We start from the raw sequence: 18962 nt of genomic DNA on the forward strand, positions 1-18962 counted from the left end.
CATTACCGAGTAATTGAAATGAGGCGACCATGAAATCCCGATCTGTATATTTTATTCTGACCACAGGTTTAATTTTTTGCCTGCACTCCAAACTTGCAGCCGCCGATACCCCAGAACAAATTTTTGAGAAAGTGTCCCCATCTGTTGTAGTCGTGGACATCTTCAATATTCAGGATGAATATATCGGTCAGGGTAGTGGCGTGGTTATTGGCCCTGGCCAGATCATTACCAATTGCCATGTAGCAAAAAGAGGGAAAAGCCGCCAGGTGAGGCAATCCGGGAAAAGCTACTCAGCCACCCTGCAATACGCTGACCCAAGCCGCGACCTGTGTCAGCTGCATGCCCCCGATTTGCCGGCTCCTCCAGTTGAGCTGGGCACAACCAAAAAACTCAAGGTAGGCCAGCGCGTTTATGCAGTAGGTGCACCGGAAGAACTGGAACTAACTCTGAGCGAAGGCCTCATCTCCAGCCTGCGCCCCCATGAAGACTCCGAATATATCCAGAACTCTGCCGCAATTTCCCTTGGTTCCAGCGGCGGCGGACTATTTAATGACCAGGGACAATTAATTGGCATTACCACCTTTTATCATGCGGAAGGCCAAAACCTGAATTTCGCACTTCCTGTCGACTGGATAAACGAACTACCGCAGCGCGCGCAGGATGCAACACTGCTCACAAAGAAAAAGAAAAGCGGGTTATTCTGGTTGAACAGAGTAGCAGCCATGGAGCAGAATAAAGACTGGCAGGGAATGCTAACATTTTCCCAGCAATGGGCAAAAAGTGAACCAGTCAATGCAGATGCATGGTTTAGCCTGGGCATAGCCCACAAAAATCTGAAACAATATGAACAGGCCATCAAAGCCTACCAGACAGCGTTACGCTTCCAGCCGGAGTACGCTGACGCGTGGAATAATCTTGGCAATATCCACAACAAAATCAAGCAATACGAACAAGCCGTCCTAGCATACCAGGAAGCGTTACGTGCTGAGCCGGATTTCTCCGCAGCCTGGAACAACCTGGGGATTGCATACGGGAATCTCAAACAATACAGGCAGGCAATTTCTGCCTATCAGGAAGCAGTTCGCATTGAACCCGAAAAATCCAGTTTCTGGTATAACCTGGGCGAAGCCTATTTTCGCATTGGTGAATCAGACAAGGTACGAGAGGTATATCAATCTTTGCTAAAACTCGACATGAACCTGGCCAGCGCATATTCCACCGCATTTATTTCCCTGCTAAAAAAATGAGGCAAGCCAGATTCAGCATATTGCACACTGGCAAACACATCTGGTTCTACATCCCCTTCTTACTTTGATGGAAATCATAATAGATGCAAAATATCCTCAAAAAAATCCTGCTGACCTTACTTCTGACGCAAGTCATTGCTGCTGCTCATGCAGCCCGCGTCGAATTCCGCTGGTATGGACATTCCGCATTCAAGATCACCACTCCTTCCGGAAAGGTGCTACTGATTGACCCATGGATTACCAACCCTGCTAACAAACATGGGCAGGAAGACTTATCCAAAATCGACAAAGCCGACCTTATCCTGATTTCACATGGCCATTTCGACCATATAGGCGACAGTGCTGCAATCGCCAAAAAAACCGGGGCCAGACTAGTAGCAACATTTGATCTGGGAAAAGCTTTAACTCAGTATGGGGGCTATCCGCATGAGCAATCCGGCATGGACACTCTGGGAAACTTTGGTGGTGAACTCACTCTTCTAGAAGGAGAAGTAAAGATTGCCTTTATCCCTGCTGTTCACAGCTCCACTGTTACCAAACCACAGGATACGCAGGACATCCGTGACGGAGGGAGTCCCGGTGGTTTCCTCATCACCATTAAAAATGGGCCTGCAATTTACCATGCCGGAGACACCGACCTGTTCAGCGATATGTCTCTGATAAATAAATTTCACAAAGTAAATATTATGCTGGTGCCAATCGGGGGACACTTCACGATGGGACCTGAACGCGCCGCAGAAGCGGTCAGACTGGTTAACCCGGCAATTGTCATCCCGATGCACTTCGGAACTTTCCCAATATTGAACGGCACGCCGGAATCACTTGAAAAAGCCTTGAAGGCAATCCGCTCCAGAACACGAGTAATCCCTCTGTCCGTAGGGGAATCCATCGAACTGTAAGGACTCCCACCCAAATAAAAAGCAGGGCTTTCGCCCTGCTTTTTATTATTTCTGGTCATCTCAACTCAAGCAAAAATGACCAAGCTGATTAACCAGCGGGAATCCGGTAATGGATATTCTACATCTGGCTTTGAAGCCAATTCTGAATACCGACTTTCTGCATTACCTCCACCTGGGTTTCCAGCCAGTCAATGTGTTCTTCAGTATCTTCCAGGATTTCCTTGAAAATCTCACGCGAAACATAATCGCTCACCTTTTCACAGGCAGCCATTCCGGCTACCAGGTTCTCGCGTGAGGACAGTTCCAGCTTAAGATCGCAAGCCACACACTCCTCAGCCTTTTCTCCGATCATCAGCTTGCCGAGTTCCTGAAGATTAGGCAAGCCTTCCAGAAACAAGATCCGCTCTATGAGCAAGTCGGCGTGCTTCATCTCCTCGATGGATTCATCATATTCATGCTTGCCCAAACTATTAAAACCCCAGTTTTTATACATCCGGGCATGAAGAAAATACTGGTTGATGGCAGTCAGCTCATGCTTCAGTTGACGGTTAAGAAACTGAATAATTTCAGCATTACCTTTCATGGTTAGCCTCCTAAGACTTAAGTTGTCGCTCCAGCCGTGGGCTGTATTAATGTGAAATTATGCAGTCTTGTCTGGATTCTGCCAGGGTTTCATTCAAAATTTCTCTGGCATGGCAGGCGCATTTACCACACTGCGTACCTACGCCCAGACAGGTTTTCAAATCGCGCATGCAACATGCACCCTGACAAACTGCTTCACGTATAGCAGAATCAGTAATTGCCTTGCAGATACAGATATACATAACTTCAGCCTTTAATTATATACCAGTGAGTCAACCCACGTCTACCAAGCTAACCTAATTACCTGAAAATACAATATAATTTATAGTTATGTTTTGTAAGATTCTAAAACTAACAATAATGAGAATGATACTTAATAAAATGAAAAATGCAACTACTTTTTATCGCTCTCTGAGACATATTTTTCAGATTTTTTCGTAATCCGCAGAACCGGGATACCAGACAGTTAGAATCATTTTGCCTGCTGGCCCCACTTTATCCATTTCCGGATGGGTTCAATATGCTCAAGATCATGTGGAGCAATCCAGAAATGCTTCAATTTAATTGGCTCCCAGAAAACCCTTCCCTGATCTTGAAAAGCTCGGAAGACCGGAGGCATTTCTTGCCTGACACTCGCTGCAAAATGCATCCACGTTATAATTCATATTTCCACACCACACCTATCCATCATGCAGATTACCCGAAGGCTAGAATTTGATGCAGGACACCGTATCCCCAGTCACTCCAGTCAGTGCCGCCACTTGCACGGCCACCGCTATATCATTGAAATCACCTTGTCCGGCGAAATTATCGCCACCGAAGGTTTATCCGAGCAAGGCATGGTGATGGATTACTCAGAAGTGAAGCGCATCGCCAAGGAACAGTTGGTAGACGCATGGGACCATGCTTTCCTGGTATATTGCAAAGATCAGGTAGTATTGAATTTCCTGAATTCCCTACCAGACCACAAAACGGTAGTACTGGAAATGCCGCCTACCGCAGAAAACCTTGCAACGCTTGCATTCAGGAAACTCGACAGCGCATACCACCATAATTATGGGAATAACCTGAAGCTGGAACGCGTGCGCATCTATGAAACCCCGAATAACTGGGCAGACTGCATGCGTAGCACAAGCTGACGAAAATACCAAGGGGCCGCTGCTGCGGCCTGCCCAATCCCGGCTACACCTCACCGGCCAGTTCCGTCCAAAAAAAAGGCACGCCTGCTGGCGTGCCATGGATGTCCAAAAACTGTCAATAGCCTACACTTGCGGGTGTGCACGCTCCGCTTCATTCCCCAGTTTATTCAATGCATGCAAATAAGCTTTGGCAGACGCAACCACGATATCCGTATCTGCGCCCTGACCGTTGACCACCCTGCCTCCCTTGGACAGACGTACAGTAACTTCACCCTGTGCATCCGTACCGCTAGTTATATTGTTCACAGAATACAACTGTAATTCTGCCCCGCTATGCACGATCTGCTCAATGGCTTTAAATGTGGCGTCAACCGGGCCACCCCCCTTCGCCTCTGCTATCCGCTCTTCCCCACCAACATTCAATCGCACCTGTGCCAAAGGCAGAAGTCCTGTTTCCGAATGTGCACGCATACCTACCAAGCGATAATGTTCACTAACCTGCTCTACTACACTTTCGCTGACCAGCGCCTGCAAGTCCTCGTCAAAAATTTCTCGCTTACGGTCCGCCAGTTCCTTGAAACGTGCAAAAGCATCATTCACCATTTCTTCATTTTCCAGCACAATGCCCAGTTCATGCAAACGGGTACGGAAAGCATTACGACCGGAAAGTTTGCCCAGAGTCAATTTATTCATGCTCCAGCCCACATCCTCGGCCCGCATGATTTCATACGTCTCGCGATGCTTCAGCACTCCATCCTGGTGAATGCCGGATTCATGGGCAAAGGCATTTGCTCCTACGATTGCCTTGTTCGGCTGCACAGGATAACCCGTGATACTGGACACCAGCTTGGAAGTGGGCACGATCTGCGTAGTGTCGATACGCGAATCGCAATTGAACACGTCCCGACGCGTCTTTACCGCCATCACAATTTCTTCCAGGCTGGCATTCCCGGCGCGCTCTCCCAGTCCATTAATGGTACACTCCACCTGACGCGCGCCGTTCATGACCGCTGCCAGCGAGTTGGCAACCGCCATGCCAAGATCATTATGACAATGAGTAGACCAGATCACCTTTCCGGAATTCGGCACACGCTCTATCAGCTGCCGGATACGCTCGCCCCATAGCACCGGAATGCTATACCCAACCGTATCCGGGACATTCAGCGTACTTGCCCCGGCCTGAATGACGGCATCAAAAATCCGAACAAGAAAATCCATTTCTGATCGCACCGCATCCTCTGCAGAAAACTCAACGTTATCGGTATATTCCCTTGCCAGCCTAACCGCTTTCACGGCAGCATCCACCACCTGGTCTGGATGCATGCGCAACTTCCTTTCCATGTGGATCGGGGAAGTGGCAATAAAAAGATGGATCCGTCCTGACCTGGCTGGCCGGATCGCCTCTCCTGCGGCACGAATATCTTTCTCGGTTGCGCGCGCCAGCGAACAGACTGTAGCAGACTCAATGACCTGCGCAACGCTGCGAATCGCATCCGCGTCCCCGGGACTGGCGGCAGCAAACCCTGCCTCGATCACATCCACGCCCAACTTTTCCAGTTGTCGCGCAATTCGGATTTTTTCTTCTCTGGTCATGGATGCACCCGGACTCTGCTCTCCATCACGCAAAGTGGTGTCAAAAACTATCAATTTTTCTGTCATGCCTGACTCCAATGTAATTATTTAAATCATGTGGCCCGGATAAAAAAAATCCGGCCGCATGCTGCCTGCGTTAAAGCGGGGTAAGTTCAATGGTTATTTTTTAGCGCGCGAGGCGCAGCAGCAGCGCTGCGAGCAGGCTGGAGGTAGAATGCGATTGCGAGATCTGACGGAAAAAATGCATAGTGAATAATATAACGGCTTTTATTTAGTAGCGCAATACTCAGGCGACGTAAAGATCATCGCAGCAGAATCAGTTCTGGAACTGCACCCGCTCCATTCCAGACTATGGCGTTCTGCCCGTAATTCCTGCCTAGATCTCGGGCCTCTCCCAGAGTAAGCCCGAAAACCAGAAAACTGGCCTCGCCCGGCCAGAGATTGGACGGATGCTTTCCAGTACCATCGATAAAGGGGAAACCACGAGCAGCAAGTTCACGCGCCAGGGAGATATGGCGCTCCCGGTTTAAGACAGGGTCAAGCGGGCGACTGAAGGGATTCGCGGCTGTAATAAAAGCGCTGCCACTGGAATGATAGGTTTTATGCAAAGCAGATAACTCAGCACATGCCTTACCGATATTCAGAGTAAAAGGACAATCACCGTACACCTGGTAATCCGTTTCAAGATAAGCCTGAATTGTGGCGTGATCGACCTGTGTCATAAAACCGCCATCCCCCTGTCCTCCCATGATCGCTCTGAAAATTGCACACATGCATCAGCATGATGGCAATCGTCACCGACCGGGCACACAACAACAGAAAAACCATCCTGCAGGCCAGGTAGCACGATACCCGGAACCACTATCGAGCGATACCGCTTAGTTTCCGATAGTGAAACCGGAGATGCTCTTCTGCAAACGTGGAAATAAAATAATACCCGTGGTCATAATCAGGATGCATACGCAGTTCCAAAGGCTGCTGCACCTTCTGGCAGGCCAACTCAAATTCCTGCGGAAGCAATTGCTTTTCAAGAAACTGATCATTTAGCCCCTGATCAATCAGAATCCCGCCCGGAAATGGCGTTTGCCGCTGTTCCATCAGTACGCTGGCATCATACTGCTGCCAGTTCTTATGCACGTTGCCCAGGTATCCGGTAAATGCTTTGATACCCCATGGGCATTGGCTCGGCGCACAGATCGGGGCGAATGCGGATACGGATTTAAACAGAGCCGGATTACGCAACGCCAGCACCAGCGCCCCATGTCCACCCATGGAATGCCCGGTAATGCCAATCCGGGAAGAAATTACCGGAAACTCGCGTACAACCAGCCCATACAACTCCAGCATGTAGCTGTACATGCGGTAATGACGATTCCATGGCGCTTGGGTAGCATCAATATAGAAACCTGCCCCGACTCCGAAATCCCAGCTCTCTGTTTCGCCAAGGATATTGGCTCCCCTGGGGCTGGTATCAGGGGTGATCAGAATCATTCCAAGTTGTGCGGCAACACGCTGGGCGCCAGCCTTGATCATGAAAGTTTCTTCGGTGCAGGTCAGGCCTGCCAGGCAAAACAATGCCGGGACTTTATCTTCCAGTGCCTGTGGGGGAAAAAACACCGAAAAACGCATCGGCAGACCGATTTCTTCAGAAGGATGGCGATAATAGCGCTGCATGCCTCCAAAACATGCATGTTCACTCATCAGTTCAAGCATGGGGCCAGCCGCTCAATACAATACTACGGAGCGAATCGATTCGCCCAGCTTCATCAGGTCAAAACCCTCGTTGATGCGTTCCAACGGCAACGTATGGGTAATCAGATCATCAATATTCAATTTTCCGTCCATGTACCAGTCGACAATTTTCGGAACATCCGTACGGCCGCGAGCCCCGCCAAAGGCAGAGCCTTTCCATTCGCGACCAGTAACCAGCTGGAAGGGACGGGTACTGATTTCTTCTCCTGCGGCAGCAACACCAATAATGTAGGACTGCCCCCAGCCCTTGTGACAACACTCCAGAGCCTGGCGCATGGTAGTGACGTTGCCGATGCATTCAAAAGAGTAATCTGCACCACCATCCGTCAATTGAATCAGGTGGCCGACAAGGTTTTCCACTTCATTTGGATTCACAAAATCTGTCATGCCGAATTTGCGCGCAATCCCGATCCGCCTCGGATTGATGTCCACCCCGATAATCTTGTTGGCCCCCACCATCCTTGCCCCTTGAATCACGTTCAGGCCAATACCACCCAAACCAAACACCACTACATTCGCTCCAGCCTCCACCTTGGCTGAAAAAATCACGGCACCTACCCCGGTCGTCACGCCACAGCCAACATAACAGGCCTTATCAAAGGGTGCATCCTCGCGGATTTTCGCCACGGCAATTTCAGGGACAACAATATAGTTGGAGAAAGTCGACGTTCCCATGTAATGGTAGATAACCTTGCCGCCGATAGAAAAGCGCGACGTGGAATCCGGCATCAAACCCTTCCCCTGGGTCGAACGAATCGCCTGGCAAAGATTGGTCTTGCGCGAAAGGCAATACTTGCACTGACGGCATTCCGGAGTATAAAGAGGAATGACATGATCATATTTTTTAACCGAGGTAACTCCTGCGCCAGTCTCTACGACGACACCCGCCCCTTCATGACCCAGTATGGCCGGAAAAATCCCTTCTGGATCCGCACCCGACAAAGTGTAATAATCGGTATGACAGATTCCGGTCGCTTTTACCTCAATCAGCACCTCCCCTTCCCCTGGTCCGGCCAGATCCACCTCTTCAATCGTCAGCGGCGCTCCAGCCTTCCATGCGACTGCGGCTTTTGTTTTCATCACGTTACTCCCTAAATATGTAATTGCACCGATACCCAACCCGTACGACAAACAACCCTACAAAAAATACCAGTCAAATGAACATGAATCAGGAAGCGAGGCTATCCACCAAAAATGAAGAGCCCATCCGCCTGTTCCCGGCCCCCAAACATTCCCGTTCACCATGCACCCAGACCTGCCGCATTCAATAAAATTATAGCCAAATACACAGGTCGATCACTGTAATATCCAGTCAAGCCAGATAGGCACAGCAACACCTTACTGGATAACCTCGACCGTTCCGGAAATCTGGACTTTTATGGTACTTTCACCTCCCGCAAATTCCGGCGCAGGAATGGCCGTATCGGATAAGGCTGCGCGCGCCATCATTGGTCTCGGACCAGGGTAGGTTCCACCCTGATTGATAGACATGCGTACAATTTTGTAGCCGCTCCCCCCCATTGCAGCGCTCACTGCGTTTGCACGCTTTCTGAAAGCATCAATGGCCTCGCCGATCAGCGTATTTTCCACCTGTTTACGGGTATCTGCCGCCAGGGAAAAATGAACCCCTTCCAATTGCATCTGCTCCTGCATCTGCGCAATCAGCTCACCCATGGACTTGAAATCCTGGCTCTCCAGGCGTAGCTCGGCATGTCCGCGCCAGCCCTCGATCTTTAAGTTATTTTTCCCATAAACGGGATAAGTGCTCTGATTCCCGCTGGTAACCCTGACAGTTCCGAATGCAGCGGCTCTTTTGAACTCCGCATTCAGCATCATATTGATTCGCTTCGCTATATTGGCCGGCTTGGGTTCGTTGATCTCTATGCTCAGCGTGGCAGACATCAGATCGTTGACCACCTTTCGTTCGGCCTCACTGCTGAAATCCACCTGGTTGTAGCTTTCAGTTGCGGCAATAGCAGGAAAGGACCACAAAAACCAAACATAAAGCAACATGGCAGGGAATTTCATTTTTTTCCTTTCAGACCCAAAGGCCAGAGATTGTATGAAAACTGTATGAATCATCCCCCGATTTTACCAGCAACCTGCACCTCCATACTTCAAATATAAACATAACCGCCCATGTACGAAAAAAAATTCTTACCCAGAAATCCGGAATATCCTTGCAGAAAAAACGAAAATGAGAAACAACATACCCGTTATGTGCATCTGGGTGACCTCCTGATTCACCTCCGGCTCTTTCTTCTGGCCCGGATAGAGCCTGCCGGTTTCAGTATCTATATCTGCAACAAAAGCAGGCCACGCCAATAATGCAAAATCCCGAGTAAAATTTTTTAAAATATATTATATTTAACCTAATAGCCATCTTAAATCTAGGCATACAGGAAGCCAGCCTGATCATTGCAAAACACTTACTTTTCATGCAGGTGCAACTTCATTACTCGACCCTGGCTATTCCATCACAAAAAATAAAATCATGAATGCAGGAAAAATCGCATCTGTCATATTGCTAACCCTGTCCCTCCTGGGCTGTGCCAATCTCGATGAAGTCAGGGAATATGCCACCGAATCGGCAAAATTCAGTGCCTACACCGAACTCACTACCCGGTTCCGCGATACCTATGAACGTGAACAACCTTATCTTTCAGGAGAAGCGGCCCAACAGGCCCAAGAAAACGACAGGCGGCGCAAGGCTGCCTACAATGATCTGCTGAAAATCCATCGGGGAGTTGCCCTGTACATGCAGACCCTTGCGATTCTCGCCGGGGAAGACACATTCAGTCTTTCCGGGGAAATTGACTCTCTCGCCGGCGGAATCAAAGCCTATCCTGATCTCGGTATTGACGCAAAGCATGTGGATGCCCTCGCAGGCATCACAAAAACCGTCACCAAATGGATATCCGCGTCCCGTCAGCAAAATGCAGTTCGCAATATGGTCAGGGAAGGCCACGAGCCACTGCAAACCACTCTGGATGGAATGAACTCGCTAATCCGTTATTACCGGAAGACCAACGAAAATGAACATAAAACAGTTCTGGGATTTTTTGAGGTAGAAATGCTGTTCCTTGACACACCAGAAAACAAACTACTTGAAGCGCTCGCGCGTGCTCATTTGCAAAATAAAGTGCGGGAATACAGTCAGGCACAACAAAAATATGACAATGCCGAACAGGGGATCATGCGCATTGCAGAAGGTCACAGGAAACTGTTCGAGGGGATTGACAAGCTGTCCAGTGCCGAGATCCGATCCGCAATCAGCAAATTCGCCAAGGATATCAAGTCTGTCAGGCAAAACCTTCAATACGTGCACGAATAATACAACCCCTGTTCCACAACCAAAGAGAATGAAATGGCGCTAAAAAATCAAAAACAGGTTGAAGCATTCGCTGACAACATAACCGCATGCGCGGATGACATTCATGGCCGGCTCATCGAAGCAATCAAGGACAAGAAAATCGACCAGATGACAGCCCAGCAAATATTTCAGAATGAAGCCAGCCTGCGGCAACACGCCAATACTCTATACATCGATGCCGCAAATTTTGTAGTAGACGGACTGGGGGAATCACATACAAGCCTGATCGACCTGATTGGCAGCGCCAGGGAAAGCATCCGAACCATGGAAAAATTGGCGGGCACTATCGGACTGATTGCCAATCTTATACTGCTGGCTGCGGCGGCCTGCACCGCCAAACCCGGCCCGATCCTGTCTGCAATGAAGGCAGTACAGTCGGATATACTTGCGCTGAACAACAGCAGGGAACCACTATCTGACGGCATTGACGATCTTGCTGGCGATAGCAGTGCCCATCACACAGCTATAATCCGGACGTAAAATGGGCCGCTCACGGCAACCACTCTGTATCGGGATACCAGATCCGAACCATATGGCTGTCCGCCACCTGCCTCATTACCCGGCCTTCCATAAAGGCAGGCCGCCGGTTTCAAGGTAAGTCAGGTAAACTCGCAGGTCAAATTCCAGCTGATGATAAGCAGGCTCCATATGAGAACAAAGCTGATAAAAAGACTTGCCATGCTCCCGCTCCCGAATATGCGCCAGCTCATGCACAACAATCATGCGCAAGAAATCCAACGGCATCCACCTGAACAGAGAAGATATCCGGATTTCACACCGGTTTCTGAGCCTTGCCCCCTGTACCATTGACTTGCTGCTATGCATGCCCAGCGCATTTCGGACAACATGCAGCTTTGCGTCAAACACCACCTTGTCCAGCTGTCCGGCATTTCGCAAATGCATCTCTTTGATCTTCATAACATACTCATACAGTGTTTTGTCCGTGCGCACCGTATGCATACCCGGGTATTTATGCAACAACACCCGGGCCAACCGATCTTGCTCGATCAGACGTTGCACTTGCTCCACCATTACTACAGGATAACCAGCAAGATAATTAGCCTTATTTACGGCAGGGAGCATGCTCAGACTGCACTCCATGAATTGAATGCTGCCGCCTGACCTCGGCAAACCCCGTGCAGGTTTATAAGATTCCACACCGTTGCACGCTGAATGAAGAAGCGCCGGCCCGACCTGGAAACCCGTATCCCGGAATAATTATCGATGAACCCGTGAACAGCAACACGATCCAGAAATTTTTGCCTGTCGGCCCTCAGCACGGGTTCGGCAGATTTTCGCGACGGCATCCTGACCATTTCATCCCATGTCATTTCAAACAATTTCTGGGCCATCTGGTTCGCATAGAAAAAAACCGGGTCGGCAGCTGTATCGTGGGCAAGAACAACGAATGGGGCCAGATACAGCATTCGCCCGGTTTCGGTTTCGTCGGGGCAGGCCAGCATTGATTGCCCAATCAGTCTCTGATAACTGCCGGTGATCAGCTCGGAAATTTCCGGCCGGTAATGGTTAACTTCGGCAGGTTCACTTCTATCTGTATGCATGGAATCGTTTTTACCGGGTTTTGTGCATGATTGCGTACGCGAATACTTTATCAGCAAAACGACCCTGTATGAATCATAACCAGAAAACTGCCATTCGCCGTTGTATTGCAATTGCAATGCATACCTTTCATATTCGTGTGGCATTGCCTGCCCTGACAAGTCTTAAATCTGGTATAAACCCATTCTGGCATCCATCCTGATTGGCAAATGTCAAATAACAATAAACACATCGCTTCGCATTGGGAACACTTTGCGCATGAAGCAGACATGGGAATACGCGGTTTCGGCCCTACTTGCGCTAAGGCCTTCGAGCAGGCAGCGCTGGCGCTAAGTAGCATCGTTTCCAGCCTTGCATCCATCCGGCCTGAGCATAAAATAACCATCGCCTGTGCTGCGCCGAATATAGAACTGCTTTTGGTCGACTGGCTGAACGCCATTATTTTTGAAATGTCCACACGCCACATGCTGTTCAGCCGCTATGAAGTGCAGATTGACAATGAAAAGCTGACCGGGGCTGCATGGGGCGAAACAGTAAAGATGGGGCGCCACTCGCCAGCGGTCGAACCGAAGGGTGCTACCTACACCAGCCTTTCCGTGCACCAGAAAAACGCAGGCTGGGTTGCACAATGCGTGGTGGACGTCTAGCCACCTATATGTTCGAACACGGGGTCAGCAGAAAATACCCGGACCTGCATGCATCACGGAATCAAGGAACGAATACCCAGAGCGGGTGGATGACTGAATCGAGGCGACCATGGAACTGAACGGCTTTGAGCGTTTGTCTGAACTGGAATGGCATTTGCCCGCAACTGACGCAATGCGGGTACCGGTCATTATCTATGCCGACGAAGCCCTGATGCGCGACATGAATGACAAAGTTCGCGAACAGGCAGTTAACGTCGCCAAACTTCCCGGCATCGTGCAAGCATCCTACGCCATGCCGGACGCACACTGGGACTATGGCTTCCCGATTGGTGGCGTCGCCGCCTTCGATCCGGAAGAAGGCGGGGTGATTTCCGCCGGTGGCGTGGGATTCGATATTTCCTGCGGCGTGCGTTGCCTGCATACGGGACTGAAGACACAGGATATTTCCCGGGTAAAAGAACAACTGGCCGATACACTGTTCCAGCGCATCCCGGCTGGGGTCGGCAGTACCGGGGCGATCTGTCTCGACAGCAGGGAAATGGACGAAATGCTGGCTGGGGGAGCAAGCTGGGCTGTCCAGAATGGGTTTGGCGAAACAGCCGATCTGGAACGTATCGAAGAAGGCGGCAAGATGACAGGCGCAGATCCTGCCCAGGTTTCGCAGCAGGCCAAGAAGCGCCAACGCGATGAAATGGGCACGCTCGGCTCGGGGAACCATTACCTGGAAGTGCAACGCGTGGTTGAAATCTATGACCAGCGTATTGCCATGGGTTACGGCCTGACCCAGGATGACGTAGTCATCAGCATTCATTGCGGCTCGCGCGGACTGGGCCACCAGATCGGCACCGAATTCCTGAGAGAAATGGCTATCGCAGCAGCCAGTCTCAATATCCTACTGCCCGACCGCGAACTGGCCTGCGCACCAATCGGTTCACCGATTGCTCGCCGTTACCTCGGTGCCATGCGCGCCGCCATCAATTGCGCACTTGCCAACCGCCAGATCCTGACGCATCTGGTGCGGCAGATTTTTTCCCAGCTGATCCCTCAAGCGAGGCTACCCTTGCTGTACGATGTTTCGCATAACACCTGCAAGGTTGAACAACACGAAATAAACGGCCGGAAACGGAAGCTGCATGTGCACCGCAAGGGAGCCACCCGCGCCTTTGGCCCGGGCCACCCGGACCTTCCGCCGGCATTGCGCGCCACCGGGCAACCGGTACTCATTGGCGGCAGCATGGGCACGGCGTCCTACATTCTCGCCGGAACCGAACGCGGAATGCAGCTCGCCTTTGGATCTGCCTGCCACGGGGCCGGACGCGCCATGAGCCGCCACCAGGCCACCCGGCTCTGGCACGGTCGCGATATCATCAATCAACTGGCAAGGCGCGACATACTGATCCGAAGTCCATCCTGTCGTGGTGTAGCCGAAGAAGCCCCGGGCGCCTACAAGGACGTCAGCGCCGTGATTGAAGTAGCAGACAGGGCCGGGCTGGCGCACAAAGTGGCAAAACTGGTACCCCTGATATGCATCAAGGGATAACCCGATAGCCGCGCTGGACTGACCCGTTGATCTCATCCGCCAGATCCAGACCATGCCGGCAAACCGAAACAGAAAACTCATGCAGCCAAACCCGGCCTTGGCCATCCCCACTAAAACCCAGCCAGTAAAAACTCATACATCCGGATGAAATTCGAATCTGCCGCACCCTCCCCTGCCCAGACAGACCCCTCTGCAACCTCAGTCAAAAAACCCATGGAAGACACACGCCACGTCCAATGGCGGAGAAAACCAGGCCGGACATCCGGATCCCTGTAGCTGGATGGAGGCAAGATGGAAATAACCCAAGGCATACCCATGGCTATCCCATTCGGATTGCTCGCATTATCAATGATCACAGTCTGGCTTCCCCCGCTGGCACTTGGGAAAGCCTGCCGCATGCCAGCATGGCTGCTGCTCTTCGCCGCTGCGAGTACAAGCGCGCTGGCAACCGGATATCTCGAATGGTCAGCCCTCCCCACCCTTGCTTTCTTCCTGACTGCCGCCTTCCTGGGAAGCCATCCAGAGGCAGGCCAGATACAGCGCACCCTGTTCAGCATCCTGACGGCGCTGACCGCCCTGGCACTTGCCCTGCATCTTCTGCCCGGGTTCAACAACCCGGTGCTTTTGTCAGGCGTCCGGCTCTCCCCTGACGCAGCGCCCTTAATGCAATATGCGAATTTCGACAAAGGGGCAGCCGGACTGGTTCTGCTCGCCTGGTTCTGCAACCGCACAACCTCTGCCTGGGAATGGAAAGAAATCGGGCGCAAAATCCCTGTGATCATCCTTGTCACCACCGCATCCGTACTGATTGCGGCTGTCCTCATGCATTACCTGCACTTCCAGCCGAAACTACCAGCCTTCACCCCCGTTTTTCTTGCCGCCAACCTCTTCTTCACCTGCGTCGCAGAGGAAGCATTCTTTCGCGGATTCCTGCAGGAACGTATCACATCCTCACTCAGCCAATTCCGCCCGGGCGTCATCATTGCCATTCTGTGCTCCGGCCTGCTGTTCGGCCTCGCCCATGCCGCAGGCGGAGTTTCATACATGTTGCTCGCCACAATGGCTGGCCTGGGCTATGCCAGCGCATATGCCCGGGTGCGGCGCATAGAAGCTGCGATCATCACGCATTTCATCGTCAACACTACGCACTTCATCGGGTTCACCTATCCCCATGCCGCCTAACGGAACACAGGCATCTGCCAGCTGCAACCCGGAAGCCTTTCCCGGGCAACAATCCACTTCCGAGAGATGTTTTACATGTTCCCGAACACGCAAATTCAGGTGACCCTCCCCAGCATTTTATCCAGCAGACAGACGTAGCACAGCCAGCTGCTTCTACCTCCTGATCAGATCACCGGACGGCATGAATGATCGGCGGCATATTCTTTGGGAAAAACTCGATGTAGGGAGTATTCAGTGCCTGGCCTGGAGGAACGGCCTCAGGTGCAGGCTGGCCCTTCGCCCCAAGACTGTGAATGAACCGGTACATGGCCTTCATATCCTTGTCGGACATCGCGGCCAGATTGAACCATGGCATGGGCGGAAGGCGCTTGGCGCGGGCATGGGTCAGCCATTTGGCTTCGCTCATAGACTGGACTACAAGACGCAGATTGGTGGGATAACTAGCCCCCCATGGCCCCTGAAAGGCTACCTGGCTACCGGTCAGCCAATCCGATTCGGGCACCTTGCCACCTGATTCTGGATAACCCGGGGTATGACAGTCGTTGCAGCCGCCTATCCTGACCAGGTAGCGTCCGCGTTCCAACTCTGCTTTGCTGAAGGATGGTGCTGCTTGAACCGTGACGCTTGCAAAAATTCCCATGCTCAGCAAACCCATCAAACAATAATTGATTTTCATTATCATGTCTGTTTCTGTATGGTAAATAAATCTATTAAACTTGCGCGCAATAGTAAATCTTATTGCCATTAAAAATGTGATTCTTCAATTATTATATTCCATATCATTTAATTTATTTTTGTTAATCAGCGTTAAATTTTTGCAGTAAGAAGCGTGGTTTCTCTAAATAATTACATATATCTGTTTAATTTAAATAAACCGTCCTATACCTACAATTGATGGACGCTAAGGTGTTAGTTATTAAGCGCTGTTTAACAGTTCAGGCTGAGACAAACTGAAAAAATGGAATCCAATGTTTGTAAAATTTTACAAACTGAGGATAGAGATGGAACGAATATCAGATCCCAATAGGAACCCTACACTGGGATATGCATGGAACATGAACATCATTATATTCCGCCATCCGCCTAACACCGCGCCACGGCAATCTCTTTCCAGCTGGTGATATAGCACGGGCTCTTGTTGCCCGAGCGCATTTTCCAGTTCTGCGTAACGCCTTCCAATGCATAGCGCAGGATATTCTTGCCCATCTTGCGGTTGATGCCGTCCAGTGCGGCCATGCGGGATTCGGATTGGTCCATGCGGGTTGTTGCAGAGAACAGGCATTGCTGAACGGCCGCTTTCGCAGTCAGTTCAGCCAGCATCACCCCCGCTTTCTGGTAACGAAATTCCGGGCGGTATATTCGCTTCAGGCCCCACAGAGCCGCCTTAATCAGCTGGCTGGTGTCATCGGTCGAAACCGGCAGCGTGATGGACAGGCTGGGAGCGTATTGCGGCGCCTTTGGTTGGTGCGGGCTGGTTTGCAGGAAAACCGAAATCGATCCAGCTACCGATCTTTGTCTGCGCAGTTTTTCTGCTGCCCGGGTGGTATAGAAGCTGATGGCTTCCTGCAGGGAGGGCAAATCACTGATTCGCATCCCGAAAGAACGCGAGCAGACGATCTGCTGTTTCGGTGCGGTCATGGTTTCCAGGTCCAGGCAGGCGACTCCCTTCAGTTCCAGCACGATCTTTTCCATCATTACGCCAAAACGCGAAGCAGCATGGCAGGGTTGGTCTGTCTCAGGTCCTGTACTGTGTGTATGCCGATTGCGGCCAGCCGGGGAGCCAGCTTGCGGCCGATGCCCCAGATTTCGCCTGCGAGGATGCGGGTGAACCATTCCTCCTGTTCCGCCGGGTTCAGGGCATTCAGGTCACAGACACCGTTGAACCGGGGATGCTTCTTGGCGATGTGATTGGCCAGCTTGGCCAGGGTTTTGGTGGCGGCAATGCCGGCACAGACCGGCAGGCCGGTCCATTGCCGGATCTGCTTCTGGATGGCCTGGCCAATGGCGGCATGGGGTAGGGGCATGCCGGTGAGCTCCAGGAAGCATTCATCGATGGAATAGATCTCCTGTACTGGGGAGAACTGGGAAAGGCTGGTCATGACCCGGTTGCTCATGTCGGCATACAGGGAATAGTTGCTGGAATAGGCAAGAATGCCATGCTGCCGGGCCAGGTCACGCAGCTGGAACCAGGGGGTGCCCATCTGGATGCCGAGTGCCTTGGCTTCGTTGCTGCGGGCCACGGCACAGCCGTCGTTGTTGGAAAGAACGATGACAGGCTTGCCTTCGAGCGCCGGGTTGAATACCCGTTCGCAGGAGACATAGAAGTTGTTGACATCGATCAGCGCAATGCTGCGCATGGTCATTTTACCGAGTGGATGACGTTGGTGACGACGCCCCAGATTACCAGTTCCTGTCCTTCCTTCAGTTCGATATCGGGAAATTCCGTGTTCTCGGCAACCAGGCGTGTTCTGCCCTGCTCCATCGAGAGCCGCTTGACGGTGAGTTCACCATCCACAGCCGCCACGACGATGTGGTGATGACGGATGTCGATGGAACGATCGACCACAATGGTGTCGCCATCGAAGATGGCCGACCGAGCCGCATGAAGGAAAATGTACCGCCCTGCTGGGCTTGCTGCAATACCTGTGCAGCAACGAATCCAACCATAGTGAAGTCTACCAGTGGGTTCTCAACTGGCTGGCCTATCCGATCCAGCACCCAGGGGCAAAGATGCAAAGCGCAATTGTCATGCATGGCGGACAGGGCACCGGCAAAAACCTGTTCTTCGAGCATTACATGGAAATCTTCGGTCTCTATGCCACGGTGCTTGACCAGACCGCACTGGAGGATCGTTTCAATGCCGACTGGGCACAGAAGAAACTGTTCATCCTCGCGGATGAAGTGCTGGCCCGGCAGGATATGTATCACATCAAAAACCGCCTCAAGGGTTTCGTGACCGGCAAGCAGATCCGCGTCAATCCGAAGAATATCACCGCCCATGAGGAAACCAACCACATGAACATCGTGTTCCTCTCCAACGAGAAGATGCTGATCGTTCTGGAAGACGATGACCGCCGCCACTGTGTGATCTGGGTGCCACCGAAACAGGAAGACGAATTTTACCAGGCGGTTCAGGAAGAATGCCGCAACGGCGGCGTGGCAGCGCTGCATCATTATCTGCTGAACCGGGACCTCGGCGATTTCCAGCCCTGGACCCGACCGCCAATGACGCAGAGCAAACAGGACCTGATCCAGCTGAGCCTGGGCAGCGAGGCGCGCTTCTTCAACGAATGGATTGCAGGAGACCTGGAACACACAAATGGCAGAACGATACCGTTCTGCCCATGCCTGGGCAGTCAATTACACGAGGTATATCAAGACTGGTGCCGGAAGCAATACTATGCAACACTGCTCGCTGCCTAACCTGTTGGACTCTACGATTGACAGC

General features: G+C 51.5%; 23 protein-coding genes. 9 read left to right on the forward strand and 14 right to left on the reverse strand.

Annotation, left to right across the window (positions count from 1 at the left end; translation table 11 throughout):
• Nucleotides 1–29: 29 nt before the first annotated feature.
• Entirely contained in the window at nt 30–1247 is a 1218-nt protein-coding gene (locus KJA68_RS02185) for a trypsin-like peptidase domain-containing protein (protein WP_213035295.1), read from the forward strand.
• A gap of 83 nt (nt 1248–1330) precedes the next feature.
• On the forward strand, nt 1331–2146 hold the full coding sequence (locus KJA68_RS02190; protein WP_213035296.1) for a metal-dependent hydrolase: 816 nt from the start codon (nt 1331–1333) through the stop codon (nt 2144–2146).
• Nucleotides 2147–2264: 118 nt separating this feature from the next.
• Here KJA68_RS02190 and bfr read toward each other — a convergent pair whose 3' ends face one another.
• Together bfr and KJA68_RS02200 are read right to left on the reverse strand one after the other, a co-directional pair.
• Nucleotides 2265–2729, reverse strand: coding sequence for a bacterioferritin (gene bfr / locus KJA68_RS02195; protein WP_213035297.1), 465 nt, complete (start codon nt 2727–2729; stop codon nt 2265–2267).
• 46 nt (nt 2730–2775) lie between these two features.
• On the reverse strand, nt 2776–2970 hold the full coding sequence (locus tag KJA68_RS02200; protein ID WP_213035298.1) for a (2Fe-2S)-binding protein: 195 nt from the start codon (nt 2968–2970) through the stop codon (nt 2776–2778).
• Between the two features lie 447 nt (nt 2971–3417).
• Here KJA68_RS02200 and queD point away from each other — a divergent pair, with 447 nt between their 5' ends.
• Nucleotides 3418–3867, forward strand: coding sequence for a 6-carboxytetrahydropterin synthase QueD (gene queD, locus KJA68_RS02205; protein WP_213035299.1), 450 nt, complete (start codon nt 3418–3420; stop codon nt 3865–3867).
• 123 nt (nt 3868–3990) lie between these two features.
• Here queD and KJA68_RS02210 read toward each other — a convergent pair whose 3' ends face one another.
• The 5 genes from KJA68_RS02210 to KJA68_RS02230 form a co-directional block, all read right to left on the reverse strand.
• The gene (locus tag KJA68_RS02210) at nt 3991–5526 is read right to left on the reverse strand and encodes a 2-isopropylmalate synthase (RefSeq protein WP_213035300.1); all 1536 of its coding nucleotides are present in this window, start codon (nt 5524–5526) and stop codon (nt 3991–3993) included.
• Between the two features lie 236 nt (nt 5527–5762).
• Entirely contained in the window at nt 5763–6233 is a 471-nt protein-coding gene (locus tag KJA68_RS02215) for a DUF3293 domain-containing protein (protein ID WP_213035301.1), read from the reverse strand.
• A gap of 88 nt (nt 6234–6321) precedes the next feature.
• Entirely contained in the window at nt 6322–7161 is an 840-nt protein-coding gene (fghA, locus tag KJA68_RS02220) for an S-formylglutathione hydrolase (protein ID WP_281412124.1), read from the reverse strand.
• Between the two features lie 24 nt (nt 7162–7185).
• Nucleotides 7186–8292 (reverse strand): S-(hydroxymethyl)glutathione dehydrogenase/class III alcohol dehydrogenase, encoded by a 1107-nt coding sequence (locus tag KJA68_RS02225; protein WP_213035303.1) that lies wholly within the window; start codon nt 8290–8292, stop codon nt 7186–7188.
• A gap of 258 nt (nt 8293–8550) precedes the next feature.
• Nucleotides 8551–9240: an SIMPL domain-containing protein gene (locus KJA68_RS02230; RefSeq protein WP_213035304.1), complete on the reverse strand. Its 690-nt coding sequence runs from the start codon at nt 9238–9240 to the stop codon at nt 8551–8553.
• 466 nt (nt 9241–9706) lie between these two features.
• On the opposite strand from KJA68_RS02230, the gene KJA68_RS02235 reads away from it, so the two are divergent.
• Together KJA68_RS02235 and KJA68_RS02240 are read left to right on the forward strand one after the other, a co-directional pair.
• Nucleotides 9707–10546, forward strand: a complete 840-nt coding sequence (locus KJA68_RS02235; protein WP_213035305.1) for a hypothetical protein — start codon at nt 9707–9709, stop codon at nt 10544–10546.
• Between the two features lie 33 nt (nt 10547–10579).
• Nucleotides 10580–11065, forward strand: coding sequence for a hypothetical protein (locus KJA68_RS02240; protein ID WP_213035306.1), 486 nt, complete (start codon nt 10580–10582; stop codon nt 11063–11065).
• A gap of 75 nt (nt 11066–11140) precedes the next feature.
• On the opposite strand, the gene KJA68_RS02245 is transcribed toward KJA68_RS02240, so the two are convergent.
• Both KJA68_RS02245 and KJA68_RS02250 read right to left on the reverse strand, forming a co-directional pair.
• A complete protein-coding gene (locus KJA68_RS02245; RefSeq protein ID WP_246487025.1) occupies nt 11141–11686 on the reverse strand; it encodes a YgjP-like metallopeptidase domain-containing protein in 546 nt (181 codons plus the stop codon).
• Entirely contained in the window at nt 11671–12147 is a 477-nt protein-coding gene (locus KJA68_RS02250; protein WP_213035307.1) for an MEKHLA domain-containing protein, read from the reverse strand. The genes KJA68_RS02245 and KJA68_RS02250 overlap by 16 nt, the downstream gene beginning before the upstream one ends.
• Before the next feature lie 207 nt (nt 12148–12354).
• On the opposite strand from KJA68_RS02250, the gene KJA68_RS02255 reads away from it, so the two are divergent.
• Both KJA68_RS02255 and KJA68_RS02260 read left to right on the forward strand, forming a co-directional pair.
• Complete coding sequence (locus KJA68_RS02255; protein WP_213035308.1) at nt 12355–12792, forward strand: archease; 438 nt, start codon at nt 12355–12357, stop codon at nt 12790–12792.
• Nucleotides 12793–12901: 109 nt separating this feature from the next.
• Nucleotides 12902–14332: an RtcB family protein gene (locus tag KJA68_RS02260; protein ID WP_213035309.1), complete on the forward strand. Its 1431-nt coding sequence runs from the start codon at nt 12902–12904 to the stop codon at nt 14330–14332.
• Here KJA68_RS02260 and KJA68_RS02265 read toward each other — a convergent pair.
• Nucleotides 14322–14468 (reverse strand): hypothetical protein, encoded by a 147-nt coding sequence (locus KJA68_RS02265; RefSeq protein ID WP_213035310.1) that lies wholly within the window; start codon nt 14466–14468, stop codon nt 14322–14324. The genes KJA68_RS02260 and KJA68_RS02265 overlap by 11 nt on opposite strands.
• Nucleotides 14469–14623: 155 nt before the next feature.
• Between KJA68_RS02265 and KJA68_RS02270 the strand changes: the two genes are divergently transcribed.
• Nucleotides 14624–15514, forward strand: a complete 891-nt coding sequence (locus KJA68_RS02270) for a CPBP family intramembrane glutamic endopeptidase (protein ID WP_213035311.1) — start codon at nt 14624–14626, stop codon at nt 15512–15514.
• A gap of 169 nt (nt 15515–15683) precedes the next feature.
• On the opposite strand, the gene KJA68_RS02275 is transcribed toward KJA68_RS02270, so the two are convergent.
• The 4 genes from KJA68_RS02275 to KJA68_RS02285 all read right to left on the reverse strand — a co-directional run bounded on the left by KJA68_RS02275 (nt 15684) and on the right by KJA68_RS02285 (nt 18155).
• Entirely contained in the window at nt 15684–16190 is a 507-nt protein-coding gene (locus KJA68_RS02275; protein WP_213035312.1) for a cytochrome C, read from the reverse strand.
• 407 nt (nt 16191–16597) lie between these two features.
• On the reverse strand, nt 16598–17209 hold the full coding sequence (locus KJA68_RS11015) for a DinB/UmuC family translesion DNA polymerase (RefSeq protein ID WP_320412095.1): 612 nt from the start codon (nt 17207–17209) through the stop codon (nt 16598–16600).
• A complete protein-coding gene (locus KJA68_RS11020; protein ID WP_320412096.1) occupies nt 17209–17871 on the reverse strand; it encodes a Y-family DNA polymerase in 663 nt (220 codons plus the stop codon). The genes KJA68_RS11015 and KJA68_RS11020 overlap by 1 nt, the downstream gene beginning before the upstream one ends.
• 2 nt (nt 17872–17873) lie before the next feature.
• The gene (locus KJA68_RS02285) at nt 17874–18155 is read right to left on the reverse strand and encodes a LexA family protein (protein WP_320412099.1); all 282 of its coding nucleotides are present in this window, start codon (nt 18153–18155) and stop codon (nt 17874–17876) included.
• Here KJA68_RS02285 and KJA68_RS02290 point away from each other — a divergent pair.
• Complete coding sequence (locus KJA68_RS02290; RefSeq protein ID WP_213035313.1) at nt 18146–18937, forward strand: DUF5906 domain-containing protein; 792 nt, start codon at nt 18146–18148, stop codon at nt 18935–18937. The two genes, KJA68_RS02285 and KJA68_RS02290, sit on opposite strands and share 10 nt — an antisense overlap.
• The last annotated feature ends 25 nt before the right edge of the window (nt 18938–18962 follow it).

This window comes from Candidatus Nitrotoga fabula (assembly GCF_905221025.1).
Lineage (GTDB): Bacteria > Pseudomonadota > Gammaproteobacteria > Burkholderiales > Gallionellaceae > Nitrotoga > Nitrotoga fabula.

Coding starts and splice junctions, on each gene's coding strand:
- KJA68_RS02185 (WP_213035295.1), top strand. CDS start 30: ATGAAATCCCGATCTGTATATTTTATTCTGACCACAGGTTTAATTTTT.
- KJA68_RS02190 (WP_213035296.1), top strand. CDS start 1,331: ATGCAAAATATCCTCAAAAAAATCCTGCTGACCTTACTTCTGACGCAA.
- bfr (WP_213035297.1), bottom strand. CDS start 2,729: ATGAAAGGTAATGCTGAAATTATTCAGTTTCTTAACCGTCAACTGAAG.
- KJA68_RS02200 (WP_213035298.1), bottom strand. CDS start 2,970: ATGTATATCTGTATCTGCAAGGCAATTACTGATTCTGCTATACGTGAA.
- queD (WP_213035299.1), top strand. CDS start 3,418: ATGCAGATTACCCGAAGGCTAGAATTTGATGCAGGACACCGTATCCCC.
- KJA68_RS02210 (WP_213035300.1), bottom strand. CDS start 5,526: ATGACAGAAAAATTGATAGTTTTTGACACCACTTTGCGTGATGGAGAG.
- KJA68_RS02215 (WP_213035301.1), bottom strand. CDS start 6,233: ATGTGTGCAATTTTCAGAGCGATCATGGGAGGACAGGGGGATGGCGGT.
- fghA (WP_281412124.1), bottom strand. CDS start 7,161: ATGAGTGAACATGCATGTTTTGGAGGCATGCAGCGCTATTATCGCCAT.
- KJA68_RS02225 (WP_213035303.1), bottom strand. CDS start 8,292: ATGAAAACAAAAGCCGCAGTCGCATGGAAGGCTGGAGCGCCGCTGACG.
- KJA68_RS02230 (WP_213035304.1), bottom strand. CDS start 9,240: ATGAAATTCCCTGCCATGTTGCTTTATGTTTGGTTTTTGTGGTCCTTT.
- KJA68_RS02235 (WP_213035305.1), top strand. CDS start 9,707: ATGAATGCAGGAAAAATCGCATCTGTCATATTGCTAACCCTGTCCCTC.
- KJA68_RS02240 (WP_213035306.1), top strand. CDS start 10,580: ATGGCGCTAAAAAATCAAAAACAGGTTGAAGCATTCGCTGACAACATA.
- KJA68_RS02245 (WP_246487025.1), bottom strand. CDS start 11,686: ATGGAGTGCAGTCTGAGCATGCTCCCTGCCGTAAATAAGGCTAATTAT.
- KJA68_RS02250 (WP_213035307.1), bottom strand. CDS start 12,147: ATGCATACAGATAGAAGTGAACCTGCCGAAGTTAACCATTACCGGCCG.
- KJA68_RS02255 (WP_213035308.1), top strand. CDS start 12,355: ATGTCAAATAACAATAAACACATCGCTTCGCATTGGGAACACTTTGCG.
- KJA68_RS02260 (WP_213035309.1), top strand. CDS start 12,902: ATGGAACTGAACGGCTTTGAGCGTTTGTCTGAACTGGAATGGCATTTG.
- KJA68_RS02265 (WP_213035310.1), bottom strand. CDS start 14,468: ATGAGTTTTTACTGGCTGGGTTTTAGTGGGGATGGCCAAGGCCGGGTT.
- KJA68_RS02270 (WP_213035311.1), top strand. CDS start 14,624: ATGGAAATAACCCAAGGCATACCCATGGCTATCCCATTCGGATTGCTC.
- KJA68_RS02275 (WP_213035312.1), bottom strand. CDS start 16,190: ATGAAAATCAATTATTGTTTGATGGGTTTGCTGAGCATGGGAATTTTT.
- KJA68_RS11015 (WP_320412095.1), bottom strand. CDS start 17,209: ATGATGGAAAAGATCGTGCTGGAACTGAAGGGAGTCGCCTGCCTGGAC.
- KJA68_RS11020 (WP_320412096.1), bottom strand. CDS start 17,871: ATGCGCAGCATTGCGCTGATCGATGTCAACAACTTCTATGTCTCCTGC.